We start from the raw sequence: 25,445 nt of genomic DNA, 5'->3' as shown, positions 1-25,445 counted from the left end.
ATGCGTTGTATGGGGGTGCGGCCGTGGCCGCGTACTGCTGTTCTTATACTTTTATACTTTGAGGATGCGTTCGCCGCGGCCGATGCCGGAACCGCCCGTGCGGACGGTTTCCAGGATGGCGGCGCGGTCGATCGAATCGATGAACGCGTCGAGCTTGACCTTGTTGCCGGTCAGTTCGATCGTGTACGTCTTTTCGGTGACATCGATGATGCGGCCACGGAAGATATCGGCGGTGCGCTTCATTTCCTCGCGCTCCTTGCCCACGGCACGAACCTTGATCAGCATCAACTCGCGTTCGATATGCTGGCCTTCGGTCAGGTCCACCACCTTCACCACCTCGATGAGGCGGTTCAGGTGCTTGGTGATCTGCTCGATGATGTCGTCCGAGCCGCTGGTGACGATAGTCATGCGCGACAGGGTCGAGTCTTCCGTCGGCGCCACGGTCAGTGTTTCAATGTTGTAGCCGCGTGCCGAGAACAGGCCCACCACGCGCGACAGGGCGCCCGCTTCGTTTTCCAGCAAGACAGAAATAATATGGCGCATGATTAGAGATCCTCCGAACCGAGCATCATTTCGGACAGGCCCTTGCCGGCTTTCACCATTGGCCACACGTTTTCGGACTGGTCGGTAATGAAGTTCATGAATACCAGCCTGTCTTTCATGCCAAACGCCTCTTTCAGGGCGCCGTCGACGTCGCCCGGTTTTTCAATTTTCATGCCCACGTGGCCGTATGCTTCGGCCAGCTTCTCGAAGTCGGGCAGCGAATCCATGTACGACTCGGAATAGCGCGAACCGTAGTCGATCTCCTGCCACTGGCGCACCATGCCGAGGAAACGGTTGTTGAGCATGATGATCTTCGGCGTCAGGTGATACTGCTTGCACGTGGCGAGCTCCTGGATGCACATCTGGATCGAGCCTTCGCCCGTGATGCAGGCAACGGTGGCGTCCGGATTGGCCATCTGCACGCCCATGGCGTACGGCAAGCCGACACCCATGGTGCCCAGGCCGCCGGAATTGATCCAGCGGCGCGGCTTGTCGAAACCATAATATTGTGCGGCCCACATCTGATGCTGGCCCACGTCGGACGTGATGAAGGCATCGCCCTTGGTGATCTGGAACACTTTTTCCACCACCGCTTGCGGCTTGATGACCAGGTCGGACGTCGGGTATTTCAGGCATTCGCGGCCACGCCATTCGGCGATCTGCTTCCACCAGTTGCTCAAGGCATTGACGTTCGGCTTGGCTTCGGCCGCGTCCAGTTGCGCGAGGAACTCGATCAGCACGTCCTTGACGTTGCCGACGATGGGGATATCGACCTTGACGCGCTTGGAAATCGACGATGGATCGATGTCCACGTGAATGATCTTGCGCGGATGCGAGGCGAAATGCTTGGGGTTGCCGATCACGCGGTCATCGAAACGGGCGCCGATGGCGATCAGCACGTCGCAATTCTGCATCGCCATGTTCGCTTCATAGGTGCCGTGCATGCCGGGCATGCCGACATACTGCTCGCTCGAGGCGCGGTAGCCGCCCAGGCCCATCAAGGTGTTGGTGCACGGGAAACCCAGGCGGTCGACCAGCTTGTTCAGCTCGGGAGCCGCATGCGCCAGGATGACGCCGCCGCCCGTGTAGATCATCGGGCGTTCGGCTTGCAGCAGCAGCTGCACGGCCTTGCGGATCTGGCCCGAGTGGCCTTTGTCGACGGGACGGTAGGAACGCATCTCGACTTCCTTCGGATAGTCGAAATGGCATTTGTGCATGCTGATATCCTTGGGGATATCGACCAGCACGGGTCCCGGACGGCCGGTACGGGCGATGAAGAAGGCTTTCTTGATCGTCGCTGCCAGGTCCTTGACGTCCTTGACGAGGAAGTTGTGCTTGACGACGGGGCGCGTGATGCCGACCGTGTCGCATTCCTGGAACGCATCCTGCCCGATGGCGTGGCTCGGCACCTGGCCGGAGATCACCACCATGGGAATCGAGTCCATGTACGCGGTCGACAGGCCCGTGACGGCATTCGTGACGCCCGGACCGGACGTGACGATGGCGACACCGACCTTGTTCGAGCTGCGCGAATAGGCATCGGCGGCGTGGATCGCGGCCTGCTCGTGGCGTACCAGGATATGCTGGAATTTGTTTTGCTGGAAGATGGCGTCGTAGATATAGAGTACGGCTCCGCCCGGATATCCAAAGACGTGCTCGACGCCCTCTTCAGCCAGACAGCGCACGACAATTTCTGCGCCCGTGATCGGTCCTGTTGCGGAACCTGTTGCAGGTCCCTTTGCTTCGGTATTCATGAAACATTCCTTTCAAGGTCCATTGGAGATTGATCGGATGTTCTTTCCTGACGAGGTACGCCTAACGCAACAGTGCTCCTGCTTCCCTTTTCATGCGGTCACGCAATTTCTTTGGGCACCCATAGATACCTTACAAAACAACGCTTAACGCAACTCGTTTGGCCGGAGTTTCTGTGGCGCCTGTACGAACCGCTCGCGCTTGTGGCGCGGGTTAGAACAAACTGCCTACAAATGAAAGCGCGTCTTGCCGCTGCTGGCCTTGTGTGCCGGTCGCGACCTGACCATAGGGCTTTGGGGTGTTCAAAGCGTCCCCTACGTTATCGCGTTGCACCATTATGGTCAAGGAAAATGTCGGCTTCGCTGCATTTTTGCTCGCACAACATGCAAAAATCCTGCGGAAACGCACATTTTTTGCTAGCATGCTCATGGTTGCAAAAAGCATACCCGCCTCCCTTTCGCCCACAGCACACGCAGCCGTTAGCTCGCCCCCATACCGCATGGCAACAGACAAAGAATTATCCGACTTTCTAGAAAATGTCGAGCGGCGCGCTTTCAAGCAGGCCGCCTACGCGGTCCGCAAGGATGAATCGGCACTCGACATCGTGCAGGACGCGATGATCAAACTGGCAGAGAAATACGGCGACAAACCGGCCGCCGAATTGCCGATGCTCTTCCAGCGCATCTTGCAGAACACCATACTTGATTATTTCCGCCGCGAAAAAGTGCGCAACACCTGGGTCAGCCTGTTTTCCGGCATGAAGCCCTCGGGCGACGAGCATGAGGATTTTGATATACTTGACACTTATGAATCGGAACAGGGCTCCAGCGCCGCCGAATCCTCGGCCGACCAGGTCGAACGCGCGCAAATCCTTGATTTGATTGATGAAGAAGTACAAAAACTGCCGTCACGTCAACGCGAAGCCTTCCTCATGCGTTATTGGCAGGACATGGATGTGGCTGAAACAGCGGAAGCGATGGGTTGCTCCGAAGGCAGCGTGAAAACACATTGCTCTAGAGCTACCCACACGCTCGCCGAATCGCTGAAAGCCAAGGGAATAAAATTATGAACACCGACGATCTCAATTTCGCTTACAAAGTGCGCCATGCACTGAACGAAAAACTCGACGACCTGCCCGCATCGGCCACCGACCGCCTGGCAGCGGCACGCAAGCTGGCCCTGTCGCGCAAGAAGGCCGACGCCCCCGTCGCCGTGGCCGCGCGTGAAAACGTGTTCGCCGGCGTGGCCAGCCAGTTCTTCGCCGAGCCGCTGTCGTGGCTGGGCCGCATGAGCGTGATCATCCCGCTGCTGCTGCTCGTTGGCGGCATGGTGGGCATCTATCAGTTTGAGCAGGAACAACATATTGCCGAACTGGCAGAAATCGACGCCGCCGTCCTGTCGGACGAATTGCCGCTGTCTGCGTACATGGACCATGGCTTCAACGCCTACCTGACGAAACGCGAGCAATAAGCATGGCACGCTTGAGCGTACGCAAAGGCTGGCTCGCCGCCGGCATCGGCCTGGGCGCCTGCGCCCTGGCTGGCGCCGCCTGGGTAGGCGCGCAGCAACATCCCGCGCCCGCCGCCGCGCCCGTGCCGGCGGCGGCAGCGCCTGCGCCTGCCCCCGTCGCCCCGGCCCCGGCCGTCAAGCCCGGTTCGCCGCGCACGGCCGGCAAGGGCGGCACGCCGCCCAAGGCCAGCGACAACCCATCCTGGAACAAGCTGTCGCGCGCGCAGCAGGAAGCGCTGCAGCCGCTGGCCGCCGAATGGAACAAGCTTGAACCCTTGCGCAAGCAGAAATGGCTCGATATCGCCAACCGCTTTGCCTCGATGACGCCCGACGAGCAAACCCGCGTGCATGAACGCATGCGCGAATGGATCAAGCTGACGCCGGAACAGCGCCGCCTCGTGCGCGAAAATTATGCGCGCACGAAAAAGATTGATCCGGGTCAAAAGTCCGCCCAATGGGAGCAGTACCAGCAGTTGCCGGAAGATCAAAAGAAAAAACTGGCCACGGAACTCGTGCCGAAAAAACCGCTGGGCAAGGTGCCGGCGATCAATTCGAACACGAGCAAGCCGGCCCCCATCCTGCTGCCCGCCACGCCGCCGGCACCTGCGGCTGCCGCGCCCGTCCTGCCGCCCGCTCCCGCAGCGGCCACAGTGCCGGCATCCGATCCCGCCGCGGCCACGCCGCCTGCCGTCGTGCCCGTCACGCCACCCACCACGCCCGCCCCACTGCCGACCAATGCCAAATAGCACGCACGCTGCCAGCAACACTTCCCTCCCGACAATCAAGCGCCGCCTGATTTCCATGGTGTACGAGTCGCTGCTGGCCCTGGCCGTGCTGTTCTTGCCCTTCCTGCTGTTTGAACTGGCCGTGCAGGGCGCCCACACGCCCTTGACGGAACACATGCGCCAGTGCCTGGCCTTTCTCGTCATGGGCGCGTATTTCATCCATCAGTGGAGCCGCGAAGGCCAGACCCTGGCCATGAAGACGTGGCGCCTGAAAGTGGTGCTGCCGGGCCACGCGCACGTGCCGCTGCGCGTGGCCGCCTGCCGCTACATCCTGGCCTGGATGTGGCTGCTGCCGGCCCTGCTGGTGGCGTATGTATTCGATTTGCAGCACTGGACGGCATTGGGCGCCATCGGTATCGGCATCCTCGCCTGGTCGGCCACGGCCCTGTTCACGGGCAATGGCCAGTTCCTGCACGACAAGCTGCTGGGCACGCAGATCGTGCAATTGCCAGCCCCGGCGAAGAAGTCGAAGAAAGTCGCCGCCTGAGTTGTCTCGGCAGGTCTTGACCTGCGTCATTGAAGCGCCACGGGGGCTCTGCGATCATGGCATGCCATGAACAATACCGCCCCCCTCCCCCACACACGCTTCGCCAAATACCGCGCGGAAGTCTGCAGCGAAGACGAAGTCAAGCATCTTGTCCACACCTTTTATGCGGCCGCGCGCGACGACGCCATGCTGGGCCCCATCTTTGCCGCCGAGGTCAAGGATTGGGATGCCCACCTGACAACATTGATCGATTTCTGGTCCGGCTTGCTGCGCGGCACCATGCGCTACCACGGCAAGCCGCTGGCGCAGCACGCGAACATGGAACACCTGACGCCGTGCATGTTCCGCCGCTGGCTGACCCTGTTCTTTGCCACCACGGAAAGCATGGGCAACCCGGCCTTGCAGGAAAAGGCCGATGCCATCGCCTTGAATATTGCCGAACGGCTATGGAAAAGCTTCGCGGAAAGCCACGCCATCGTGGCGCCGCAGCTTTAGAATCTTTCGTAACCCTGCAGATAGCGCCATTGCCCCACGGGCATGGCGCCCATCGGGATGCGGCCGATGCGCAGGCGCTTCATGGCGACGACGTCCAGTCCCACCATCTTGCACATATGGGCGATCTGGCCCGGCAGCACGTTTTTCAGCGCGAAACGCAGGCGCGTTTCATTCTGCCAGCTGACCTTGATCGGCGGCAAAGGCTTGCCATTGAAGGGCAAGCCGTGATTGAGCAGCGCCAGGCCGTTTTCCATGATGTCGCCCGACACTTCCACGATGAATTCCTGCTCCACCGTTTTCGCTTCGTCGACAAGCTTGCGGGCCACGCGGAAATCCTGCGTGAACACGAGCAAGCCCGAGGCCATGGTTTCCAGCGGATTGGTGACGGTCAGGCCGATCAGGTGGCGCTTGAGGAAGCGCGTGACGGAGCTGGGCGCCACGTTTTCCGGCGTGAAAATCTCTTCGGGACGCAAGCAGCTCAAGGCCGGCTTGCCTTCGCTGCCGATACCGCCATGGATGCCGGCCGGCTTGTGCAGCAAGATCGTCACGGGCGGCATCTCGTCGAGGGTGGCGTTCGGCAGCAGCACCACTTCCTGGTTGTCGGCCACGCGCGCGCCCGATTCCTCCACCAGCACGCCGTCGACCGTGACCCAGCCGCCCTCGATATACAGCTCGGCCTCGCGGCGTGAACAGGGCACGTCTTCGGACAGGCGCTTGGCCAGGCGGACGGTGGGCATTTCAATAGGTGTGGTCATGGGGGAGGCGCAAAAAGCAAGAGGAGGAGAAAGCCGGTATTGTAACCGACCTGCTCCTCCTCTTTTGCGGTGCGCGCTGCTGACTGTCGGATTACGCTGCGCTAATCCGACCTACCCGACCTACCCGACCATATGCGGTTCTGTAGGTTGGCTTAGCGGCTAGCCGCGTAAGCCAACAATCAGGCTTGTGCCTTGGCCAATTCCTCGGCAAAGAAACGGTGCCCCATCTCTTCCAGGCCCAGGGTCTGCAGCACTTCCTGCAGGCGCTCCGTCGGACGCTGGCGCGGCAAGTTCTTGTAGCTGGCGATGATCAGCTCATTCTTCATCGAATGCTCCCAGCCCACCAGTTCCGTCACGCTGACCTGGTAGCCGTGCGCTTCCAGTTGCAGACAGCGCAGCACGTTGGTGATCTGACTGCCGAACTCGCGCGTGTGCAGCGGGTGGCGCCACAATTCCGTCAAGACATTCTTGCCCAGGCTCTTGCCCTTGTTCTTCTTCAATACGGAAGCGACTTCGGCCTGGCAACATGGCACCAGCACCATGAATTTCGCTTTCTTCTTCAGCGCGAAGTGGATGGCGTCATCGGTGGCCGTGTTGCACGCATGCAAGGCCGTGACGATGTCGATCTGCTGCGGCAGCAAGTTCGATTCCGTCGACTCGGCCACGGACAGGGGTAAAAACGACATGCCGGGGAAGTTGAATTTCTTCGCCAGCTCTTGCGAGCGCTGCACCAGCTCTTCGCGTGTTTCGATGCCGTAGATGTGCGAACCGTCGTTGCCGTTCTTGAAGAACAGGTCGTACAGGATGAAACCGAGGTAGGACTTGCCGGCGCCGTGGTCGACCAGCGACACGCCGGGGTGGTCCAGCTGCACTTCGCGCAGCAGCGGCTCGATGAACTGCGTCAGGTGATACACCTGCTTGAGCTTGCGGCGGCTGTCCTGGTTCATCTTGCCGTCGCGCGTCAGGATGTGCAATTCCTGCAGCAAGGCGACCGACTGGCCATCCTTGATCTCGGGCATGTTGCTGGCGGCCGTGATGATGTCTTTCGGCGCAACGGCTGCGGTGGCGGCGGCTGCCGCGCCCTTAGCGCGCTTCATCGATCCACGCCATCTGTATCGCTTCGAGCACTTTTTCGCCGCCGCGCGTGTGGTCATCGTCGAAGCCGTCCAGTTCCACCACCCAGTTATGCAGGTCGGTGAACCGCACGGTCAGGGGATCGATGTCCGGATGCGCGTCGAACAAAGCCTCGGCGATCGCGTGTATGTCGGACCATTTCATGTTAGTGACTGCCTTCGCTGACCTGGTTGATCGTGTATTTCGGGATTTCGACGACGAGGTCGGCCTCGGCCACGATGGACTGGCACGACAGGCGCGACACGGCTTCCAGGCCCCAGGCCTTGTCCAGCATGTCTTCTTCCAGTTCCGTCGCTTCGTTCAAGGATTCGATGCCTTCGCGCACCAGCACGTGGCAGGTGGTGCAGGCGCACGATTTTTCGCAGGCATGCTCGATGTCGATGTCGTTTTCCAGCAGGATGTCGCAGATGGACTTGCCGCTTGGTGCTTCGATGACGGCGCCGTCCGGGCAAAGCTTGGCGTGCGGCAGGATAACGATTTGTGGCATGGTTTCTTCTTTCAGTCTGTCATTCGGGTCGCGGCCGCGGCGAGTGCCTGCGGCGCGCATGTCAATTATCTTTAAACGACCTGGTCGAGCGATTTGCCCGTCAATGCCGTGCGCACGCTGCGGTCCATGCGGCGCGAGGCGAACTCCTCGGTGCCGTCGGCCAGCAGCTCGATCGCCAGCTTCAATGCCTGGTGGTCGATGGCGCCGCTTTGCGATTGGGCAATAGCGTCGCGCACCTTCTGCATCAAGCCGTCCACGGCCGCGCGCTCGTCCGCGTCCAGCAAGCCGCCGTCTTCATCGAGCGCCGACTGCGTGGCCAGCAGGATGCGTTCCGCTTCCACCTGCTCTTCGCGCAGCGCGCGCGCCACCATGTCGGTGTCGGCCGAGGTGTAGGAATCCTGCAGCATGCGGGCGATGTCGTCGTCGCCCAGGCCGTAGGCGGGCTTGACGCTGATCGACGCTTCCACGCCCGAGCGCAGTTCGCGCGCCGAGACGGACAGCAAGCCGTCCGCATCGACCTGGTAGGTGATGCGGATGCGCGCGGCGCCCGCCACCATCGGCGGAATGCCGCGCAGCTCAAAGCGCGCCAGCGAGCGGCAATCGCTGACCAGTTCGCGCTCGCCCTGCAGCACATGCACGGCCAGGGCCGTCTGGCCATCCTTGAAGGTCGTGAATTCCTGGGCGCGCGCGCACGGTATCGTCGAATTGCGGGGAATGATCTTTTCCACCAGGCCGCCCATGGTTTCGATACCGAGGGACAGCGGAATGACGTCCAGCAGCAGCCAGTCGTCGCCGGCGGCGCGGTTGCCAGCGAGCAAGTTCGCCTGGATGGCCGCGCCCAGCGCCACGACTTTATCGGGGTCGATATTCGCGTGCGGCGTCGTGTGGAAGAATTCGCTCACGGCGCGCTGCACGTGCGGCATGCGCGTGGCGCCGCCCACCATCACCACGCCGTCGACATCGTCCGCATCCACGTTCGCGTCGCGCAAGGCTTTCTTGATGGCGTTCATGGTCTTGCCCACCAGGTGCTGCGTCATGGCGGCAAAGTCGGCCGCCGTGATGCGCAGGTGGATTTCTTCGCCCGAGTTCAGCTTGGCGTCTATCGTCGTTTCCGGCTTGGTCGACAGCAATTCCTTGATTTCGCGCGCTTTCACCATCAGGATGGCCGTGTCTTCGTCCGACAGCGGCGCCAGCTTGGCCTGCTCGCTGATCCAGCAGAACAGGCGGCGGTCGAAATCGTCGCCGCCCAGGGCCGAATCGCCGCCCGTGGACAGCACTTCAAACACACCCTTGCTCAGCTTCAGGATGGAGATATCGAAAGTGCCGCCGCCAAGGTCGTACACGGCGTACACGCCTTCGGAAGCGTTATCGAGGCCGTAGGCGATGGCGGCGGCCGTCGGCTCGCTCAGCAGGCGCAAGACATTGATGCCGGCCAATTGCGCCGCATCTTTCGTCGCCTGGCGCTGGGCATCGTCGAAATACGCCGGCACGGTAATCACGGCGCCCACCAGGTCGTCGCCCAGCGAATCTTCCGCGCGCTGGCGCAGGGTGGCGAGGATTTGCGCCGACACTTCCACGGGGCTTTTCACGCCGGCCACGGTTTTCAGCTGCACCATGCCAGGCGTGTCCTGGAAGTCATAGGGCAGGTTTTCGGCGTAGGCGATGTCGGCCAGGCCGCGGCCCATGAAGCGTTTCACGGACACGATGGTGTTCTTCGGGTCGGTGGTCTGTGCGGCCAGGGCCTTGTAGCCGATGTTCGCATGGCCGTTCGGCAGGTAGCGCACGACGGACGGCAGCAGGGAGTGCCCTTCCTCGTCGTTGAGCACCTCGGGAATGCTGTTGCGCACGGTCGCGACCAGGGAATTGGTGGTGCCAAGGTCGATGCCGACGGCCAGGCGGTGCTGGTGCGGCGCGGTCGACATGCCTGGTTCGGAAATTTGCAGAAGTGCCATTGTATTCGTGCCTCGATTAATTTTTTGCGTGATGCAGCTGATGCCTGTCGCGCATTATAAGACGCGCGCCGGACTGGCGCTTGGTCAGTCAGGCTTCCAGCGCCTCGTATGCAAAACGCACTTCCTCGCCGAATTTATCGAGGAACATCAGGGCGCGCACGCTTTGCGCGGCATTTGCATAGTCGCCCGCGTCGAGCTGGGCCGCTACCTGGGCCAGCAAGGCCTTGCGTTCGCCGCGCAGCTGGCGGTCCAGGGCGTCGAGCGCGTCGGCGTCCTTGCCCGCGCGCGCATCGCCCAGCTCCTCGCGCCATTCCATCTGCTGCATCAGGAAGCTGACGGGCATGGCCGTGTTCGACTCCGTCTGCAAATCGACGCCATTGATCTCGCACAAGTATTGCGCGCGCTTTTGCGGGCTTTTCAGGGTTTGATAGGCTTCATTGGCGCGCGTGGCCCATTGCATGGCGACACGCTTTTCGGCGCTGCTGGCGTTGATGAAGCGGTCGGGATGGACCTTGCCCTGCACGTCGCGGTAAGCCGCGTCAAGCGCGCTCATGTCGAGCGTGAACTGGGCCGGCAACTGGAAGAGTTCGAAGTGGTTTTGCATAGTGTCGGTGGTCGCTGCGCCTCAATCGATGAGTACAGCGCACCGACCGGGGTCTTGCCAGCTTTTAAATTCTAAAGCTCTCGCCGCAGCCGCAGGCGTCTTTTTCGTTCGGATTGTGGAACTTGAAGCCTTCGTTCAAGCCTTCGCGCGCGAAATCGAGTTCCGTGCCGTCGATGTAGGGCAGGCTTTTCGGATCGACGAAGACTTTCACGCCGTGCGACTCAAAAACGCTGTCTTCGGCCGCCGCTTCATCGACGTATTCGAGCTTGTAGGCCAGGCCCGAGCAGCCCGTGGTGCGCACGCCGAAGCGCAGGCCCACGCCCTTGCCGCGCCGTTCGATATAACGGTTGATGTGCTTCGCCGCTTTTTCGGTCAGTGTGATCATGTATTTCTCCGCTACTGCCCCGGCCTTGCGGCCGGGGCGGGCTGCCAACGTTTAAGCTGCTACTGGATGGCGGGTCTGGTAATCCAGAACGGCTGCCTTGATGGCGTCTTCCGCCAGGATCGAGCAGTGGATCTTCACTGGAGGCAGGGCCAGTTCTTCGGCGATCTGCGTGTTCTTGATGGCCAGCGCCTGGTCCAGGGTCTTGCCCTTGACCCATTCCGTCACCAGCGAGCTCGACGCGATGGCCGAACCGCAGCCATAGGTCTTGAATTTCGCGTCTTCGATCAGGCCATCGGCGCCGACCTTGATCTGCAGTTTCATCACGTCGCCGCAGGCGGGCGCGCCCACCATGCCGGTGCCGATGGTTTCATCACCCTTGTCGAAAGCGCCCACGTTGCGCGGGTTTTCGTAGTGATCGAGTACTTTGTCCGAGTAAGCCATTTTGATGCTCCTTTAATATTCTTGCCGGCCCCATCACAGAGGCCACGTGTTGGTTAATGCGCGGCCCATTGAATCGAATTGATATCGATTCCCTCTTTGAACATGTCCCACAGCGGCGACAGCTCACGCAATTTGTGTACTTTCGATTTCAGCAGGTTCACGGCGAAGTCGATGTCTTCCTCGGTCGAGAAGCGGCCGATGGTGAAGCGGATCGAGCTGTGCGCCAGTTCGTCGCTGCGGCCCAGGGCGCGCAGCACGTACGATGGCTCCAGGCTGGCCGAGGTGCAGGCCGAACCGGACGACACGGCGATATCCTTGATCGCCATGATCAGCGACTCGCCTTCGACGTAGTTGAAGCTGACGTTCAGGTTGTGCGGCACGCGGTGGTCCATGTCGCCGTTGATGTAGACTTCTTCGATCTCTTGCAGGCCCTTGGCCAGGCGGTCGCGCAAGGCCTGGATGCGGCCGATTTCGCTGTCCATCTCTTCCTTGGCGATGCGGAAGCTCTCGCCCATGCCCACGATCTGGTGCGTCGGCAGGGTGCCCGAGCGCAGGCCGCGCTCATGGCCGCCGCCGTGCATCTGCGCTTCCAGGCGCACGCGCGGCTTGCGGCAGACGTACAGGGCGCCCACGCCTTTCGGGCCGTAGGTTTTATGTGCGGTGAAGGTCATCAGGTCGACCTTGGTCTTTTGCAGGTCGATGACGACCTTGCCCGTCGCCTGTGCGGCGTCGCAATGGAAGATGATGCCTTTCGAGCGGCAGAACGCGCCGATCTCGTCGATCGGCTGGATCACGCCGATTTCGTTGTTCACCAGCATCACCGACACGAGGATGGTGTCCGGGCGCACGGCCGCGGCCAGCTGCTCGACGGTGATCAGGCCGTTGTCCTGCGGTTCCAGGTAGGTCGCTTCGAAGCCGATGCGTTCCAGTTCGCGCACCGTGTCGAGCACCGATTTATGCTCGGTCTTGACGGTGATGATGTGCTTGCCCTTGGTCTTGTAGAACTGCGCCGCGCCCTTGATGGCCAGGTTGTTGCTTTCCGTCGCACCGGAAGTCCAGATGATTTCGCGCGGATCGGCGTTCACCAGGGCCGCCACGTGGCCGCGCGCCTCTTCCACGGCTTTTTCCGCCGTCCAGCCATACATGTGGCTGCGCGATGCCGGATTGCCGAACTGCTCGCGCAGGTAGGGAATCATCTTGTCGGCGACGCGGGGATCGATCGGCGTGGTGGCCGAGTAATCCATGTAGATCGGGAAATGCGGTGCGGTTTCAAAGTGCACTTGGCCTACGTTTTTTTCTGGGGCGTTCATCAATAACTCCTGCAATCAGCAACTTGGTATTTTGTTATGTTCAACCGAGGGCGGCGTGGTTACGGTGCATCACCATCACGCTTTGTTCGGCAATCTTTTGTCTCTGCTGGTCGACCAGGTCCTGCAGGGACACAGAATCCAGATAATCGACCATTTTTTCGTTGAGCGTGGACCACAATTCATGCGTCATGCAGCGCGCCCCCGTGGCCGCGTCGGCGCCGTGGCAATGTTCCTTGCCGCCGCACTGCGTGGCATCGAGCGGCTCGTCGACGGCGATGATGATGTCGGCCACCGTCACCTTGTCGGCACGGCGCGCCAGGCTGTAGCCGCCGCCCGGACCGCGGATCGACTCGACGATCTCATGCCGGCGCAGCTTGCCGAACAGCTGTTCCAGGTAGGACAGGGAAATCGACTGGCGCTGGCTGATGCCGGACAAGGTGACCGGTCCCTTGCCTTGGCGCAGGGCAAGATCGATCATCGCAGTCACGGCAAAACGGCCTTTTGTAGTCAGACGCATACATCCTCTGGTCAACTGGTTTAAAATATTGCGGTTTTTCAACTCCTCAAACCCCGAGTAGTTGAATGATTTAGTCAAGTATAACAAATTCGGCGGGGTTTGTCAGAGCGCCCCGCGATGACCACAGGGCTGGCAGGGGCATGGCCGGCCGCGCCAGGCGCGGCGGCATCAGGAAAACAACAGTACTGCTCAGGCACGCAGAGCGCTGCGTACTTTCATTAACTCAAACCCCAGCAGGTTCAAGCCGTCCCAGCGCGATGGATCGCCGATGCGCGGATTGTCCGACGCCAGGCCCACGCCCCAGATGCGGTCGACGGGACTGGCTTCGACGATGACGCGCTCGCCCGTGCCCAGCAGGAACTTGCGCAGCGCGGCTTTTTGCGAGAACTTGGCAAAGTTGCCATCGAAGACGATGCCCGCGCGCGCCGCTTCCCAGACCTTGGCGTCGAAATTGGCCACTTCGCGCCCCAGCTTCTTCACTTCCGACGGCCGTTCGGCCGCCACGATGCGCGCCTGCACGGCCGTGTCGCCAAACAGGGCCGCCTTTTGCGCCATCATGTAATGCTCGGCCGTCGCATACGTCACTCCCGCCAGGCTGAACGGCGACGGAAACCACTGGCTGAAGCAGCTTTTGTCGGGCACCTGCGGCTGCGCCGGCGTGTGGCCCCAGAAATACAGATAGTCGGGCACGCCGCCGGCCGCGATCCACGCCTTCAATTCTTCCACGTTACTGATTTGCATATTCCCCGCACTTCCGCCAGACAGGCGCCAATTCAATCTCAGGCACGCAACAGCTGCATCGGGCCGAACAAGGCCTGCATGTCGCTGTTGCCGATAAAGGACAGATTATACGGATGTTCCGCCGTGACCTGCGGCAACAATGCCGCCGCCGGCAAGCGCTTGATCAGCTCTGCAATCTTGCCCCACAGCACCAGTTGCGGCAGGGCCGCGCCGCCCGGCCGTGCCAGCGCTTCCAGCACCACCTGCAGGAAGGGCAGCCAGCCGCGCGCATCCTGCACGGGCGGCACGTGGGAACGGAACACCAGCGCCGCGTTGAGCAGCAAAAAGCCCTGTTCCGTCATCTTGCGCTGCAAGTCGGGCAGGGTCTGGATCACGCCGCTGTCCGGTAGCTGCGCGGCCGCCGCCACGGGCGCCATGGCGGCGCCGGAAGTATCGCCAGCCTGCAGCTGGCCATCGGCCACCAGCAGCATCTTCATGAAGTTGCGCAGGGACGTGGCGCGGTTGACGGGCTTCGACAGGCCCGTCGCCGACCACAGCCCCCCGACGGCGCCATCCATGAAGCACACGCCCGTGGCGCTGTCGGCGCGCGGATACGGCCCCTCGCCCACCAGCACGTAGCGCACCTGCGCCAGCGGCAAGGCAAAGGCGGCGAACAGCCTGCCCTGCGTGGGCAGGTAATCGTCGGCGGCCAGCGCCGGCAGGTAGGCGGGATCGGCCGCCATCACGGCGTGCAGGCCGCGCAGCAGGATGGGCCGCCAGGAAGCATGCGCCAGGGACAGGGCATCGGTGATGCTGGCAGGAACGATTGTTGCGGTCATGGCGCGTCAGTAAAATATTTGGGCAAACGCAAATTGTAGCCTACCGGCAAGCAGGCATTGACTGCCCAAAATCAATTCCGCATAAAAAAGCCCCGGCCTGCATGCTGGCCGGGGCGGCTTGCGTTTGATGCGGCGCAACCTTACTCGGCGTCAGGCTGGCGCGACGGATGGGCGGCGGCAAACGCGGGCAAGCCGGCGCAATGCGCATGGATGCGCGCCACGCGCGGGTAAGGCGCCAGGTCGATGGCGAAGCGCTGCGCATTGAACACCTGCGGCACGAGGCAGCAGTCGGCCATCGTGGGGCTGTCGCCATGGCAGAACAGGGCCGTGCCGGCAGGATCGCCCTGGGCCAGCAGCGCCTCGACGGCCGCCAGTCCTTCGGCCATCCAGTGGCGGTACCATTCCTGCTTGGTTTCCTCGGACAGGCCCAGCGTCCCTTTCAGGTACTTCAGGACACGCAGATTCGTCAGCGGATGGGCGTCGCAGGCGATCGCCAGCGCCAGCGCGCGCACGCGGGCGCGTCCCAGCGCGTCGGCCGGCAGCAGGGGCGCGGCCGCGTGCGTCTCGTCGAGGTATTCGAGGATGGCCAGCGACTGCGTCAGGATGGCGCCGTCGTCATCGAGGGCCGGCACCAGCGCCGACGGGTTGACGGCGCGGTAGGCCGGCAGCAGCTGCTGGCCGCCGTCCTGCAGCAGGTGCACGGCGATGCTGTCGTAATCGATGCCCTTCAAATTGAGGGCGATGCGCACGCGGTAGGCGGCCGAACTGCGGAAATAGGTGTACAGCTTCATGGGGCGCCCTCCCCTCAGGCGCGGCCAGCATACAGCGCGACCGCCTGCTCGATGCTGCCGAAAATGCTGGCGCCGGCCGCGTCGCGCATCTCGATGCGCACCGTGTCGCCAAACTTCAGGTAGGCCGTCTTCGGCGCGCCGTGCTCGATGGTTTCATACATGCGCACTTCGGCCAGGCAGCAGTAGCCCACGCCGCCATGCTCGATGCTGGAACCGAACAGGTTGCCCTGCTTGTTCGACACGGTGCCCGAGCCGACGATGCTGCCGGCGCCCAGTTCGCGCGTCTTCGCCGCATGGGCGACGAGCTGCGCAAAATTGAAGGTCATGTCTTCGCCCGCATTGGGTTTGCCGAAGGGCTGGCCGTTCAGGTCCACCAGCAGCGGCAGGTGCAGCTTGCTGTCGGCCCAGTCGGCCCCCAGTTCATCGGGCGTGACGGCGACGGGCGAAAATGCGCTGGCCGCCTTCGACTGGAAGAAGCCGAAGCCCTTGGCCAGTTCGCCCGGGATCAGGTTGCGCAGCGAGACGTCGTTGACCAGCATCACCAGGCGAATCGCCTTGGCTGCATCGGCCACGCTGGCACCCATGGCCACGTCGCCCGTGACGACGGCCACTTCCGCCTCCAGGTCGATGCCCCACTCTTCCGACAGGGCGAAGATAGGGTCGCGCGGGCCGATAAAGCTGTCCGAGCCGCCCTGGTACATCAGCGGGTCCGTGTAGAACGAAGCCGGCACTTCCGCGTTGCGCGCCTTGCGCACCAGTTCCACGTGGTTGATGTAGGCCGAACCGTCGGCCCACTGGTAGGCGCGCGGCAGCGGCGAGTGGCACAGTTTGGCGTCAAACGGCTGCGCGTCGGGCGCCTGGCCCGCGTTCAGGGCCGCGTAGGCCTGCTCCAGCTTCGGCGCCACGGCGTCCCAGTTGTCGAGCGCCGCCTGCAGGGTGGGGGCGATGGCGGCCACGCGCTGGTACTGGCGCAGGTCGCGGCTGACGAGGATCAGGGCGCCGTCGCGGCTGCCGTTTTTCAGGGTTGCGAGTTTCATGGTTTTCCTTGTGTGGCGTAGTATTCAGGTGGCGTCAGTCCACGGCGCTCAGGCGTCGGCCGGCGCGTGCATCCAGGCGGCGTGCTTCGGTGCGCGGCGCGTCTGCGACCATTCTTCCAGCATTTCCCATTTGACGGCGTCCAGTTTGGCCATCATCTCGGGCGTGCCCACGTTGGCCGCCAGCTCCAGGCGGTGGCCGTTCGGATCGAAGAAATAGATCGACTGGAAGATGGCGTGGTTCACGGGGCCCAGCACGTCGATGCCGGCCGCCACCAGGCGCTCCTTGGCGGCCAGCAGTTCCTCCATGCTGCCCACTTCCAGCGCCAGGTGCTGCACCCAGGCCGGGGTATTGCGGTCGCGGTCCATCGGCGGCTGCGTCGGCAGTTCAAAGAAGGCCAGCACATTACCCTGGCCCGCGTCGAGGAAGACGTGCATGTACGGGTCCGGCGCCTTGGTCGACGGCACCAGGTCTTCGGCGATGGCGAGGACGAAATTCATGTTCAAATGCTTGACGTACCACTCGACGGTCTGCTTCGCGTCGATGCAGCGGTAGGCGACGTGGTGGATCTGCTTGATTTTCATGCGGTCTGTCTCCGATGGATGGCGCCCTGGGCGCGATGTTTTTCAGCTTTTCACCATTAGAATCGACTTCCAGCTATCATACAAACAATATTTAACCATTGATTTATCGGATTACCTCATGAGTCCCAGCCTGCGCCAGATGCGCGCCTTCGTCGCGCTTGCCAAGACCGGCAGCTTTACCCTGGCGGCCGAATACCTGCACGTGACGCAATCGGCCTTGAGCGGCTTGATCAAGGAACTGGAAAGCGTGCTGGGCGTGCGCGTGGTCGAGCGCAGCACGCGCAAGACGCAGCTGTCGGAAATCGGCCGCGAACTGTATCCGCTGTTCGAGAAGATGATCGAAGACCTCGACGGCGCCATGGCCGGCATCGCCCAGCGCAAGGCGCTCAAGACCGGCATGGTGCGCATCGCCGCGCCGCAGATGATGGCGTGCACCCTGCTGCCGGAAGTGATCGCCGCCTACCGCCAGGCGCACCCGGACGTGCAGCTGCGCCTGGTCGACTGTCCGGTGGAAAACGTGTCGGCGCGCGTCTTCAGCGGCGAAGTCGATTTCGGCATCGGCCCCGAGCGCGACCCGACGGCGGAAATCGCCGCGCAAGTGCTGTTCGAAATGCCCTTCGTGCTGGTCTTCCCGGAGCAGCATCCGCTGCAACAGAAAGAGCGGGTCACCTGGGCCGACGTGGGCGACTACCCGTTCATCTCGCTGCAGGGCCAGTTCACGGAACGCCTGCTGCGCGACATGCACGGCGCGTTTCGCGAGCTGTCGCTCAACCCCTACAACGAAGTGACCTTCATGACGACGGCGCTGGCCATGGTCAGCGCCAACCTGGGCATCACGGTGTGCCTGCCGTACGCGGAACCGATGGTCAAACTGTATCAACTGCAGATGCGCGCCCTGCACGAGCCGGAACTGACGCGGCGCTTTTTCGTCTACACGAAGACAGGCCGTTCGCTGTCGCCGGCGGCCGAAAGCTTTATCGCCTTCTTGTTCAAGTATGTCGAGACGCACGAGTGGAACGTGGGAGCCGTCCGCGACCCCCTGCCGGCGGTCAGGCCCTTATAATGGCGCATCCACCGCTTTCCGCCTGTACCATGACCCAGCCTGACCAGCACGCCCTGTCGCCCATCGACGCCGCCACCATCGCCATCAACCAGCGCATGAACACATTCGACGGCCATGCGCAGGTCTGGCTGTTCGGCTACGGTTCGCTGATCTACAAGGCCGATTTTCCCTACCTCGAACGCCGCCCCGCCAGCATCGCAGGCTGGACGCGGCGCTTCTGGCAGGGATCGCACGACCACCGGGGCACGCCGATGGCGCCGGGCCGGGTCGCCACCCTCGTGCCGCAGGCGGGCGCCGTGTGCGACGGCATGGCCTACCTGATCACGCCCGAAGTGTTCGCCCACCTCGACCACCGCGAAAAGAACGGCTACCTGCGCCTGGCCACCGAGATCACCTTCGAGGACGGCAGCAAGACCGAAGGCCTGGTGTACATCGCCAACGAAGAAAATGCCGCCTTCCTCGGCGCCGCATCGGAACTGGACATCGCGCGCCAGATCGCCCGCTCAAACGGCCCCAGCGGGCCGAACAGCGAATACCTGCTGCACCTGGCCAGCGCCCTGCGCGAACTGGGCAAGAGCGACCCGCACGTCTTTGCCATCGAGCAACATCTGGCGCAGATGCAGGAACAGGATAATCCCGCACGATAGCGCCGCAGCGCCTTGCGACGCCTGAGATAGCCTGATACAGCCTGAACCCTGCCCCAGTCTCAGGACTCCCGGACGCCAGCGCGCCGCCCCTTCCGGCGAGCGACGGCCCCCCAGCCGCAGGCCAGCCTCGCCCGCATTGCTGCCCATGAGCGCAACCCTGCAGCACCAGCCGTGACGACGGTTTAATTCAAAACAAATCCAGCTGCCCCGCATTTCCCCCTTTTGCCCTGCTTCCCAGCGGCGGCACCACCAGCGGCCGGCGAAATTGCGTGCTGTCGAGCTGCTTGAAGCGCCCGCCCTTGCCGTGCAGCCCCAGCCGGTGGACGGCCTTTTCAAAGCGCTGGCGGATGAGGTCAGCCCACACGCCTTCGCCCCGCATGCGCGCGCCGAACGCGCTGTCGTAATCCTTGCCGCCGCGCATTTCCCGCACCCGGTTCATCACGCGCTGGGCCCGTTCAGGGAAATGCGCTTCCAGCCATTGCTGGAACAATGGGCTCACTTCCCACGGCAGGCGCAGCACGACGTAATGGGCGTGGATGGCGCCCGCGTCGCGCACGGCTTCGAGCAGCTGCTCGATTTCCGGTTCCGTCACGAACGGGATGATGGGCGCGATGCTCACGCCCACGGGTATGCCCGCCTCCGTCAGGGTGCGGATGGTGCGCAATCGCCGCGCCGGTGCGGCCGCGCGCGGCTCCAGCGTGCGCGCGATGGCCGGGTCGAGCGTGGTGACAGTGACGGCCACGGCAGCCAGGCGTTTTGCCGCCATCGGCGCCAGCAAGTCGATATCGCGCTCGATCAGCGACGATTTCGTGATCAGCGCCACGGGGTGATCGCACTCGTGCAGCACTTCCAGCACGCGCCGCGTCAGCTGCCGTTCCCGTTCGCAGGGCTGATACGCGTCCGTGTTGACACCGAGTGCGATGGGCTCGGCCACATACGACGGCCTGGCCAGTTCGCGCCGCAACAGTTCCGGGGCGTTCACCTTGGCGTAGATGCGGCTTTCGAAGTCCAGGCCCGGCGACAGGCCCAGATAACTGTGCGTGGGACGGGCAAAGCAATAGATGCAGCCATGTTCGCAGCCGCGATACGGATTGAGCGACACATTGAAGGGCAAATCAGGCGAAGCGTTGCGCGTGAGGATGCTGCGCGCCTGCTCGTCGCTGACCTGCGTCTTCCAGGCCGGCGCCGCCTCGCCGGCCGCCTCCAGGCTGTCCACGCCCCAGCCATCGTCGAAGCCGGCCCGCGCCAGCAGCTCGTGGCGGCCTTGCAGGTTGGACACGGCCCCGCGCCCCTTGCGGGCTTTCAAGGACTGCGGCGGCAGCATCGCCTGCCCGGCAAAGCTGTCATCGTGCTCTGGAATGATTGCTTTCATGAACGGCCCCATCAACTGTATATACATACAGTATACTATGCCGCTCCCAAGGCAAGATCAAGGGCTGCCGTGGTGCTATTTCAAGCTTTTTCGCCGTGCGGCATGACATAACTCAACTGCTGTGCGACAAAGCCGTCAAAGGCAGTGATCAGGGGAACGCAACGCAATGCATCCTGCTCCAACTGCATCAGGGCGTAGCACGTCGCTTCCAGGGTCGATAACTGGTCGGGCGCATGTGCCTTGCGGATCAGGTAGTGCGAGGCTGGCATGTCGCGCAACGGCAAGCGCGGCAGCTGCTGCAGCAGGGGATTTACGTAGAGCATCTTGCGGCTCTTGCGCCAGGTGCCGTCGAGCACCACCAGCTGCAATTGTGCCGGGTCCTGCAAGGTGGCCGGGTCGAGCGCGGGCGGCGGCGCGATGCCCAGCGAGCGGTCGCCGGGCGTGTCGGGATACAGCAATACGTTGTGCTTGCCGGCCAGCAACTCGGCAAGCGCGGCGGGGGCAAATTGTTCGCCTGTCAGCAGGCGGCTGTTGGGCAGGCTCAGGTGCAGCAAGCGGGCGCTGCCCTTGGCATTGTGCACTTCCAGCGGATGCTGCAGGATCAGCACTTGCACGGCGTGGTCAACGGGAGCGATCCAGCGGCAAATGCAGCTGGCTGCGGCGCGCAGGCAGGCCGGGCAGCGCACGCGTTTGGCCGGCTCAGCCAGGGAGGACGATGCAGAGGGGGGACTAAAGGCAAGGCTGGAAGGACGGCGGGTGGTCATGGCGGAGCGTGTTCGCGGCTATCTGCAAGCCGCGATTGTAGCGCCCACGCCATCCCAGGGGGGAACCGCGCTTAAAATTCTTCCCATTCGTCGGCGCTGGACGCCACTGGCGCCTTCGGCGTACGGGTGCGCACGGCTTCCGCTGGCGCCGCCTTGCCCGTCGCGGGCGCGGCCACGGCTGAAGCCGCTGCTCGCCGGATGGCAGGTTTGACTGGCGCCGGCACGGACGGGGCCACAACGGGGCTGGCACTGCTGGCAACATACTGCTGCGTAGCGTCGAGCTTGAACACGCCCACCACGCCGGCCAGCCTGGCTGCCTGCTCCTGCATGGATTCGGCCGCCGCGGCGGCCTGCTCCACCAGGGCCGCATTTTGCTGCGTCACCTGGTCCATCTGGCCGATGGCCTGGTTGACCTGTTCGATGCCGCTGCGCTGCTGATCGCTGGCATCCGTGATCTGGTTCATGATCTGCGTCACATGGCCGATGCTTTCCACGATTTCATCCATCGTACGGCCGGCCTTGTCCACCAGTTGCGACCCGGCCTCGACTTTTTGCACGGAATCGTCGATCAAGCCCTTGATTTCCTTGGCCGCCGCGCTGGAACGCTGCGCCAGGTTGCGTACTTCGGACGCCACCACGGCAAAGCCACGGCCCTGCTCGCCCGCACGCGCCGCCTCGACGGCGGCATTCAGGGCCAGGATATTCGTCTGGAAGGCGATGGCGTCGATGACGCTGATGATGTCGACGATCTTGCGCGAGGAATCATTGATCGAGCCCATGGTGCTGACCACTTCCGACACCACCGCGCCGCCCTTGCTGGCGATCTGCGAGGCGTCGATAGCCAGCTGGTTGGCGCTGCGCGCGTTGTCCGCGTTCAGTTTCACGGTGGACGTCAGCTCTTCCATGGAGGACGCCGTTTCTTCCAGCGAACTGGCCTGCTCTTCCGTGCGCGACGACAGGTCCAGGTTGCCGGCCGCAATTTCACTCGACGCCGTGCTGATGGATTCGGTGCCGGAACGCACCTGGCCGACGATGCTCACCAGCTTGTCGTTCATGTTTTTCAGCGCATGCATCAGCTGCCCCGTCTCGTCGCGGCTCTCCACGACGATATGGCTGGTCAGGTCGCCGGCCGAGACGGCTTCGGCCACCTGCACGGCCCGCGTGATGGGGCGCGTGATCGAGCGCGTGATCCAGTAGGCGCAGGCTATGCCCAGCAGCATGGCGGCCATGCCCAGCGAAATCAGCAGCAAGCGGCCGTTTTCATAGCGCGCACGGATTTGCGCGGCCGTTTCATCGAGCAACCTGGCTTCCCGCACGGCCAGCTTTTTCAGCGCCGCCAGGTAAATGTCGCGCTTGACGGCCATGTCGCCCTCATACAGGCGCTTGCCCAGTTCCAGGTCGCCCGCATTCTTGGCCTTGAACACGTCCTTGCGCACGTCCGTGTAAGCCTTGCGCGTGCTCAACACTTCCTGGTACAGCGCCTGCTCTTCCGCGCTCAGTTCGCTCTTGCCGATATCGTTCTGGATTTCCGTGGCGCGCGCGGACGAGACCGCCATCTCTTTCTCGAATTGTTTCTGGTGTTCCGGGTCGCTGACCTTCCAGGCGGCCGCCGTGCGGGCCGCATTGACCTCGATGACCTTGGTCCATTCGCCGATCAGGCGCTCATTGCGCACCTTCACGTTGACGAGCTGATCAGTTTCCAGGCTGGCGCTTTGCATCTGCACGATGCCCACCACGGTCAGGGAAGTCAGCAAGAGCAATACCGCGGCAAAACCGCCACCGAGACGCACGCCGATCTTGAGGTTTTTCATTGCGAGATTCCTATTTGAAAGAACTATGCACGCATGCCGCCAGTTTGCCGCCGCTACAACTCACTATAGCAAGCATTTGCCACCAGACAAACGCGAGTGGGCCTGTGACGCAGCTGTGCCCGGCGCATGGGCGCCACGCACGCACTACTTTGGTGCTGATTGTGAGTGAATCAGGGTGGCATTGCAAGAAATAACATGCAGAAAAGCAACAACCAGAAGGAGTGATGCCGCCTCGAACGGGCGGCATGCAACAAGACTCAGTTTTGCTTCACATAAATCAATTTTGACGTATCGAAACCCAGCCCACGGGCCTTCTCGACCAGGCGCTGCTGCAGCGCGGGGTCCATGGTCGGCGTGCGCGACAGCAACCACAAGTACGATTTATCGGGGCCGCTGATCATGGAATAGCTGTAGTTTTGCTGGTCCAGATCAAAAACGATGTAGGAGCCATAGAAAGGGCCGAAAAACGACACTTTCAGATAGCCCACGTCTTTCTTGTCGACAAAATATGCCTTGCCTTCCGCTTCCTTCCAGGCAGCGTCCGCATCCTTGTAGCCCCGGTTGAGCACTTTCAGTCCGCCGTCCTGGCGCACGCTGTAATCGGCCGTCACATGGCTCAGGCCCCTTTCGAACGAGTGGTCAAGGCGCGCGATTTCATACCACTTGCCAAGATAGCGCGTCGTATCGAAGTTGCTGACGGGCACAATATTATCGGGCCGGCCGACACAGCCGGCCAGCACGAGCACACACAGGAACAACAGTTTTTTCATGGTTTTCTCCAAATGGTAAAGTCAGGGCAGCAATGCCTGGTCGACGATGCGGCGGATCTCGCCGGAACTTTGCATGCGTGCGATGGCGGCGTTGAATTGTTCGATAAAGTCATCGCGGTACGGGTAGGCATCCGGCTGGCGCGCCGTAAAACCCAGGTGGCCCTGCTGGCTGTCGAGCTGCGCGGTTTCGTGGATGGCCGGCATCGGCGCGCCCGCCTGGCCGTCGCGCCGGATGCGCTGCAGCTCCCACTGCGCCGACAGGCGGTCGCTGACATAGCAATCGATGCGCCCGCGCATCAGCTTGAGCAGATTCGTGCGCGTGCCCTTGGCCGGGTCGAGCACGACCTTCCCGGCGCGCAGGGCCGCCATCTGCCCGGCGTCACCCAGCAAGAAGCCCGCGTTCACGCCGATGTGCAGGCCGCCGTAGTCGGCGGGCCACTGCTGCAGCGCGCGTTTCGCCATCACCTCGGCGTTGCAGAACACCACCAGCTGCTCCATCAGCAGGGGCACGGAATAGCGCACGTACGGCCGTTCGCTGCGCCAGGAATACGGCGGATACAGGCCAAACGCCTGGCCCGTCTGCAGCATCAGCAAGCCCCGCTTCCACGGCACGGGACGCAGCTCCACCTGGTACTGCGGCATGGCCTGCACGGCTGTCCGCACGATCTCCGTGTAGATGCCTTTCAGCTGTCCATGCTCGACGTACGAGTACGGCGGATAGTCGTCGTCGCCATACAGCACCACCGGCTGCGGCGCGCCAGCCGGCGCCGCGGCGCTGGCGGCGGCGGACAGGCAGAACGCGGCGGATAAACAGGCCATCTTGAACATGCTGGCAGAGTAGCATGGAAGCGGCAAGGACGATCATCCGTTCGCGCTGTCCATGCCCAGCATCTCGTCGAGCTGCGCCAGGGTGCCCTGGTCCTTGACGACGGCGCGCAGCCACAGGTGCAGCGGCAATTCGCCCCAGGTGGCGGCCTTGTCGGCCAGGTAGGCGACGGGGCTGTGAGGTTCCGTGCGGCGGAAAAAATCGGCCACCTGGCGCAGCTGGGCCAGCGCCTGCTGGCGCTGCACGATGGCGCCGCCGCTGCCGCCGCCCTGGCCGGCGGCGGGCGGGGCGGCGGCAAGATCGGCGCCGGGCGCCAGCGGCGCGATGAAATGGATGGCGCCCTCCAGCGCGTCGCGGGCGGCGCGAAAGCTGGGACCATCCGTACCGAGGCGCGCGTCGACGCTGCGTTCGAGCGCCAGCAGCGACTGCATGCAGTACTGCGCGTCGGCCAGCAAGCCATCGGCAAACTCGCGCGGATTCTTCTGCCGCGCCGCCTCCATCTGCGCCAGGGTCGGCGCCGCGTCCTGGCGCGCTTCGCCCCAGCCCTGTTCCGCCGCGCCCTGCGCCTGGCAGGCGGCCGCGCGCTGGCGCGCCGCGTCAAAATCCTGCAGGGCAAACTGGCCGCCGCTGCCTTCCGTCAGCGGTATTTCGCGCACCAGCTGCGGGGTACGCGACAGCAGCCAGTACAGGTTGCCGATGCGCTGTTCGTGGTCGCCCTCTTCGGCCGGCGGGTACAGGCCATCCCAATAGCGCTCGCACAGGCCGGCCAGCAGCGCATAGCCGTCGCCCAGGCCGCGGAAATGCCGCGTCCTGGCGTGCGCCTCGGCCAGCCACACGGCCACGCGCAGGTCCTTGCTGTGCGTGGCGATCAGCTGTTCGCAGCGCGTCGCCACGAAGGGCCAGTCGGCTTCCTTCAGCGCCGTCACCCATTCGCCCTGGTCCAGGCTGGGGTCGTCGTGCTGGCGCGCGCGCGCAACGGCGTCGAGCTCCTGGCTGAAAGTGATGTCGGCGCCGCAGGGGCTGACGGCGCTGACGGGATGCAGCAACTGCTCCAGATTGAACATGGC

At 63.1% G+C, this 25,445-nt stretch carries 30 protein-coding genes; 7 read left to right on the top strand and 23 right to left on the bottom strand.

Going from position 1 to position 25,445, the window contains the following annotated elements; genetic code table 11:
* Nucleotides 1-51: 51 nt before the first annotated feature.
* Entirely contained in the window at nucleotides 52-543 is a 492-nt protein-coding gene (gene ilvN, locus BXA07_RS07910; protein WP_010399754.1) for an acetolactate synthase small subunit, read from the bottom strand.
* 2 nt (nucleotides 544-545) lie between these two features.
* Nucleotides 546-2,297, bottom strand: a complete 1,752-nt coding sequence (locus tag BXA07_RS07905) for an acetolactate synthase 3 catalytic subunit (RefSeq protein ID WP_076567048.1) — start codon at nucleotides 2,295-2,297, stop codon at nucleotides 546-548.
* 497 nt (nucleotides 2,298-2,794) lie between these two features.
* On the opposite strand from BXA07_RS07905, the gene BXA07_RS07900 reads away from it, so the two are divergent.
* From BXA07_RS07900 to BXA07_RS07880, 5 genes are all read left to right on the top strand, one after another.
* Nucleotides 2,795-3,364, top strand: a complete 570-nt coding sequence (locus BXA07_RS07900) for an RNA polymerase sigma factor (protein WP_076567046.1) — start codon at nucleotides 2,795-2,797, stop codon at nucleotides 3,362-3,364.
* Nucleotides 3,361-3,765 carry a DUF3619 family protein gene (locus BXA07_RS07895; protein ID WP_076567045.1) on the top strand — a complete coding sequence of 135 codons (405 nt, stop codon included), beginning with the start codon at nucleotides 3,361-3,363 and terminating at the stop codon, nucleotides 3,763-3,765. The genes BXA07_RS07900 and BXA07_RS07895 overlap by 4 nt, the downstream gene beginning before the upstream one ends.
* 2 nt (nucleotides 3,766-3,767) lie before the next feature.
* A complete protein-coding gene (locus tag BXA07_RS07890) occupies nucleotides 3,768-4,550 on the top strand; it encodes a DUF3106 domain-containing protein (RefSeq protein WP_076567043.1) in 783 nt (260 codons plus the stop codon).
* Nucleotides 4,540-5,076 (top strand): RDD family protein, encoded by a 537-nt coding sequence (locus BXA07_RS07885; protein WP_076567042.1) that lies wholly within the window; start codon nucleotides 4,540-4,542, stop codon nucleotides 5,074-5,076. Before BXA07_RS07890 ends, BXA07_RS07885 begins: the two co-directional genes overlap by 11 nt.
* Before the next feature lie 66 nt (nucleotides 5,077-5,142).
* A complete protein-coding gene (locus tag BXA07_RS07880; RefSeq protein WP_076567040.1) occupies nucleotides 5,143-5,571 on the top strand; it encodes a group III truncated hemoglobin in 429 nt (142 codons plus the stop codon).
* On the opposite strand, the gene BXA07_RS07875 is transcribed toward BXA07_RS07880, so the two are convergent.
* From BXA07_RS07875 to BXA07_RS07805, 15 genes are all read right to left on the bottom strand, one after another.
* On the bottom strand, nucleotides 5,568-6,326 hold the full coding sequence (locus tag BXA07_RS07875; protein WP_076567039.1) for an rRNA pseudouridine synthase: 759 nt from the start codon (nucleotides 6,324-6,326) through the stop codon (nucleotides 5,568-5,570). The two genes, BXA07_RS07880 and BXA07_RS07875, sit on opposite strands and share 4 nt — an antisense overlap.
* A gap of 179 nt (nucleotides 6,327-6,505) precedes the next feature.
* Nucleotides 6,506-7,423 carry a class I SAM-dependent methyltransferase gene (locus BXA07_RS07870; protein ID WP_076567037.1) on the bottom strand — a complete coding sequence of 306 codons (918 nt, stop codon included), beginning with the start codon at nucleotides 7,421-7,423 and terminating at the stop codon, nucleotides 6,506-6,508.
* Nucleotides 7,410-7,604, bottom strand: coding sequence for a Fe-S cluster assembly protein IscX (iscX, locus tag BXA07_RS07865; protein WP_070288776.1), 195 nt, complete (start codon nucleotides 7,602-7,604; stop codon nucleotides 7,410-7,412). Before iscX ends, BXA07_RS07870 begins: the two co-directional genes overlap by 14 nt.
* Nucleotide 7,605: 1 nt before the next feature.
* On the bottom strand, nucleotides 7,606-7,947 hold the full coding sequence (gene fdx, locus BXA07_RS07860; RefSeq protein ID WP_070311300.1) for an ISC system 2Fe-2S type ferredoxin: 342 nt from the start codon (nucleotides 7,945-7,947) through the stop codon (nucleotides 7,606-7,608).
* Between the two features lie 71 nt (nucleotides 7,948-8,018).
* Nucleotides 8,019-9,899: a Fe-S protein assembly chaperone HscA gene (hscA, locus tag BXA07_RS07855; RefSeq protein ID WP_076567035.1), complete on the bottom strand. Its 1,881-nt coding sequence runs from the start codon at nucleotides 9,897-9,899 to the stop codon at nucleotides 8,019-8,021.
* 88 nt (nucleotides 9,900-9,987) lie between these two features.
* Nucleotides 9,988-10,503 carry a Fe-S protein assembly co-chaperone HscB gene (gene hscB / locus BXA07_RS07850; protein ID WP_076567033.1) on the bottom strand — a complete coding sequence of 172 codons (516 nt, stop codon included), beginning with the start codon at nucleotides 10,501-10,503 and terminating at the stop codon, nucleotides 9,988-9,990.
* Between the two features lie 64 nt (nucleotides 10,504-10,567).
* A complete protein-coding gene (gene iscA / locus BXA07_RS07845; RefSeq protein ID WP_071322760.1) occupies nucleotides 10,568-10,888 on the bottom strand; it encodes an iron-sulfur cluster assembly protein IscA in 321 nt (106 codons plus the stop codon).
* Nucleotides 10,889-10,939: 51 nt separating this feature from the next.
* The gene (gene iscU / locus BXA07_RS07840; protein ID WP_076567031.1) at nucleotides 10,940-11,329 is read right to left on the bottom strand and encodes a Fe-S cluster assembly scaffold IscU; all 390 of its coding nucleotides are present in this window, start codon (nucleotides 11,327-11,329) and stop codon (nucleotides 10,940-10,942) included.
* Nucleotides 11,330-11,382: 53 nt separating this feature from the next.
* Nucleotides 11,383-12,609, bottom strand: a complete 1,227-nt coding sequence (locus tag BXA07_RS07835) for an IscS subfamily cysteine desulfurase (protein ID WP_280175047.1) — start codon at nucleotides 12,607-12,609, stop codon at nucleotides 11,383-11,385.
* A 70-nt stretch (nucleotides 12,610-12,679) separates the two neighbouring features.
* Nucleotides 12,680-13,156: a Fe-S cluster assembly transcriptional regulator IscR gene (gene iscR, locus BXA07_RS07830; protein ID WP_034779566.1), complete on the bottom strand. Its 477-nt coding sequence runs from the start codon at nucleotides 13,154-13,156 to the stop codon at nucleotides 12,680-12,682.
* Nucleotides 13,157-13,345: 189 nt separating this feature from the next.
* The gene (locus tag BXA07_RS07825) at nucleotides 13,346-13,897 is read right to left on the bottom strand and encodes a riboflavin biosynthesis intermediates N-glycosidase (protein WP_076567028.1); all 552 of its coding nucleotides are present in this window, start codon (nucleotides 13,895-13,897) and stop codon (nucleotides 13,346-13,348) included.
* A gap of 38 nt (nucleotides 13,898-13,935) precedes the next feature.
* Complete coding sequence (locus BXA07_RS07820; RefSeq protein ID WP_076567026.1) at nucleotides 13,936-14,715, bottom strand: uracil-DNA glycosylase family protein; 780 nt, start codon at nucleotides 14,713-14,715, stop codon at nucleotides 13,936-13,938.
* A gap of 140 nt (nucleotides 14,716-14,855) precedes the next feature.
* Nucleotides 14,856-15,506 carry a maleylacetoacetate isomerase gene (gene maiA / locus BXA07_RS07815; RefSeq protein WP_076567025.1) on the bottom strand — a complete coding sequence of 217 codons (651 nt, stop codon included), beginning with the start codon at nucleotides 15,504-15,506 and terminating at the stop codon, nucleotides 14,856-14,858.
* Nucleotides 15,507-15,520: 14 nt separating this feature from the next.
* On the bottom strand, nucleotides 15,521-16,543 hold the full coding sequence (locus BXA07_RS07810; protein WP_076567023.1) for a fumarylacetoacetate hydrolase family protein: 1,023 nt from the start codon (nucleotides 16,541-16,543) through the stop codon (nucleotides 15,521-15,523).
* Between the two features lie 48 nt (nucleotides 16,544-16,591).
* Complete coding sequence (locus tag BXA07_RS07805; protein ID WP_076567022.1) at nucleotides 16,592-17,125, bottom strand: VOC family protein; 534 nt, start codon at nucleotides 17,123-17,125, stop codon at nucleotides 16,592-16,594.
* Nucleotides 17,126-17,243: 118 nt separating this feature from the next.
* Between BXA07_RS07805 and BXA07_RS07800 the strand changes: the two genes are divergently transcribed.
* A complete protein-coding gene (locus tag BXA07_RS07800) occupies nucleotides 17,244-18,188 on the top strand; it encodes a LysR family transcriptional regulator (protein WP_076567020.1) in 945 nt (314 codons plus the stop codon).
* Nucleotides 18,189-18,250: 62 nt separating this feature from the next.
* Nucleotides 18,251-18,835, top strand: a complete 585-nt coding sequence (locus BXA07_RS07795; RefSeq protein WP_139335481.1) for a gamma-glutamylcyclotransferase — start codon at nucleotides 18,251-18,253, stop codon at nucleotides 18,833-18,835.
* Between the two features lie 187 nt (nucleotides 18,836-19,022).
* Here BXA07_RS07795 and BXA07_RS07790 read toward each other — a convergent pair whose 3' ends face one another.
* The 6 genes from BXA07_RS07790 to tssA all read right to left on the bottom strand — a co-directional run bounded on the left by BXA07_RS07790 (nucleotide 19,023) and on the right by tssA (nucleotide 25,442).
* Nucleotides 19,023-20,159, bottom strand: coding sequence for a PA0069 family radical SAM protein (locus BXA07_RS07790; protein ID WP_076567174.1), 1,137 nt, complete (start codon nucleotides 20,157-20,159; stop codon nucleotides 19,023-19,025).
* Between the two features lie 128 nt (nucleotides 20,160-20,287).
* Nucleotides 20,288-20,971, bottom strand: coding sequence for a tRNA-uridine aminocarboxypropyltransferase (locus BXA07_RS07785; RefSeq protein WP_076567016.1), 684 nt, complete (start codon nucleotides 20,969-20,971; stop codon nucleotides 20,288-20,290).
* 71 nt (nucleotides 20,972-21,042) lie between these two features.
* Nucleotides 21,043-22,782 (bottom strand): methyl-accepting chemotaxis protein, encoded by a 1,740-nt coding sequence (locus BXA07_RS07780; RefSeq protein WP_076567014.1) that lies wholly within the window; start codon nucleotides 22,780-22,782, stop codon nucleotides 21,043-21,045.
* A gap of 257 nt (nucleotides 22,783-23,039) precedes the next feature.
* Nucleotides 23,040-23,552, bottom strand: coding sequence for a lipocalin family protein (locus BXA07_RS07775; RefSeq protein ID WP_076567013.1), 513 nt, complete (start codon nucleotides 23,550-23,552; stop codon nucleotides 23,040-23,042).
* Nucleotides 23,553-23,573: 21 nt separating this feature from the next.
* Complete coding sequence (locus tag BXA07_RS07770) at nucleotides 23,574-24,371, bottom strand: substrate-binding periplasmic protein (RefSeq protein ID WP_244556215.1); 798 nt, start codon at nucleotides 24,369-24,371, stop codon at nucleotides 23,574-23,576.
* A 42-nt stretch (nucleotides 24,372-24,413) separates the two neighbouring features.
* The gene (tssA, locus tag BXA07_RS07765; protein WP_076567011.1) at nucleotides 24,414-25,442 is read right to left on the bottom strand and encodes a type VI secretion system protein TssA; all 1,029 of its coding nucleotides are present in this window, start codon (nucleotides 25,440-25,442) and stop codon (nucleotides 24,414-24,416) included.
* Nucleotides 25,443-25,445: the final 3 nt, after the last annotated feature.

This window comes from Janthinobacterium sp. TND4EL3 (genome assembly GCF_900156175.1).
In the GTDB taxonomy this organism is placed as follows: domain Bacteria; phylum Pseudomonadota; class Gammaproteobacteria; order Burkholderiales; family Burkholderiaceae_D; genus Janthinobacterium.
This window is presented reverse-complemented; position numbering and strand designations above follow the sequence as displayed.

Coding starts and splice junctions, on each gene's coding strand:
- ilvN (WP_010399754.1), bottom strand. CDS start 543: ATGCGCCATATTATTTCTGTCTTGCTGGAAAACGAAGCGGGCGCCCTG.
- BXA07_RS07905 (WP_076567048.1), bottom strand. CDS start 2,297: ATGAATACCGAAGCAAAGGGACCTGCAACAGGTTCCGCAACAGGACCG.
- BXA07_RS07900 (WP_076567046.1), top strand. CDS start 2,795: ATGGCAACAGACAAAGAATTATCCGACTTTCTAGAAAATGTCGAGCGG.
- BXA07_RS07895 (WP_076567045.1), top strand. CDS start 3,361: ATGAACACCGACGATCTCAATTTCGCTTACAAAGTGCGCCATGCACTG.
- BXA07_RS07890 (WP_076567043.1), top strand. CDS start 3,768: ATGGCACGCTTGAGCGTACGCAAAGGCTGGCTCGCCGCCGGCATCGGC.
- BXA07_RS07885 (WP_076567042.1), top strand. CDS start 4,540: ATGCCAAATAGCACGCACGCTGCCAGCAACACTTCCCTCCCGACAATC.
- BXA07_RS07880 (WP_076567040.1), top strand. CDS start 5,143: ATGAACAATACCGCCCCCCTCCCCCACACACGCTTCGCCAAATACCGC.
- BXA07_RS07875 (WP_076567039.1), bottom strand. CDS start 6,326: ATGACCACACCTATTGAAATGCCCACCGTCCGCCTGGCCAAGCGCCTG.
- BXA07_RS07870 (WP_076567037.1), bottom strand. CDS start 7,423: ATGAAGCGCGCTAAGGGCGCGGCAGCCGCCGCCACCGCAGCCGTTGCG.
- iscX (WP_070288776.1), bottom strand. CDS start 7,604: ATGAAATGGTCCGACATACACGCGATCGCCGAGGCTTTGTTCGACGCG.
- fdx (WP_070311300.1), bottom strand. CDS start 7,947: ATGCCACAAATCGTTATCCTGCCGCACGCCAAGCTTTGCCCGGACGGC.
- hscA (WP_076567035.1), bottom strand. CDS start 9,899: ATGGCACTTCTGCAAATTTCCGAACCAGGCATGTCGACCGCGCCGCAC.
- hscB (WP_076567033.1), bottom strand. CDS start 10,503: ATGCAAAACCACTTCGAACTCTTCCAGTTGCCGGCCCAGTTCACGCTC.
- iscA (WP_071322760.1), bottom strand. CDS start 10,888: ATGATCACACTGACCGAAAAAGCGGCGAAGCACATCAACCGTTATATC.
- iscU (WP_076567031.1), bottom strand. CDS start 11,329: ATGGCTTACTCGGACAAAGTACTCGATCACTACGAAAACCCGCGCAAC.
- iscR (WP_034779566.1), bottom strand. CDS start 13,156: ATGCGTCTGACTACAAAAGGCCGTTTTGCCGTGACTGCGATGATCGAT.
- BXA07_RS07825 (WP_076567028.1), bottom strand. CDS start 13,897: ATGCAAATCAGTAACGTGGAAGAATTGAAGGCGTGGATCGCGGCCGGC.
- BXA07_RS07820 (WP_076567026.1), bottom strand. CDS start 14,715: ATGACCGCAACAATCGTTCCTGCCAGCATCACCGATGCCCTGTCCCTG.
- maiA (WP_076567025.1), bottom strand. CDS start 15,506: ATGAAGCTGTACACCTATTTCCGCAGTTCGGCCGCCTACCGCGTGCGC.
- BXA07_RS07810 (WP_076567023.1), bottom strand. CDS start 16,543: ATGAAACTCGCAACCCTGAAAAACGGCAGCCGCGACGGCGCCCTGATC.
- BXA07_RS07805 (WP_076567022.1), bottom strand. CDS start 17,125: ATGAAAATCAAGCAGATCCACCACGTCGCCTACCGCTGCATCGACGCG.
- BXA07_RS07800 (WP_076567020.1), top strand. CDS start 17,244: ATGAGTCCCAGCCTGCGCCAGATGCGCGCCTTCGTCGCGCTTGCCAAG.
- BXA07_RS07790 (WP_076567174.1), bottom strand. CDS start 20,159: ATGCTGCCGCCGCAGTCCTTGAAAGCCCGCAAGGGGCGCGGGGCCGTG.
- BXA07_RS07785 (WP_076567016.1), bottom strand. CDS start 20,971: ATGACCACCCGCCGTCCTTCCAGCCTTGCCTTTAGTCCCCCCTCTGCA.
- BXA07_RS07780 (WP_076567014.1), bottom strand. CDS start 22,782: ATGAAAAACCTCAAGATCGGCGTGCGTCTCGGTGGCGGTTTTGCCGCG.
- BXA07_RS07775 (WP_076567013.1), bottom strand. CDS start 23,552: ATGAAAAAACTGTTGTTCCTGTGTGTGCTCGTGCTGGCCGGCTGTGTC.
- BXA07_RS07770 (WP_244556215.1), bottom strand. CDS start 24,371: ATGGCCTGTTTATCCGCCGCGTTCTGCCTGTCCGCCGCCGCCAGCGCC.
- tssA (WP_076567011.1), bottom strand. CDS start 25,442: ATGTTCAATCTGGAGCAGTTGCTGCATCCCGTCAGCGCCGTCAGCCCC.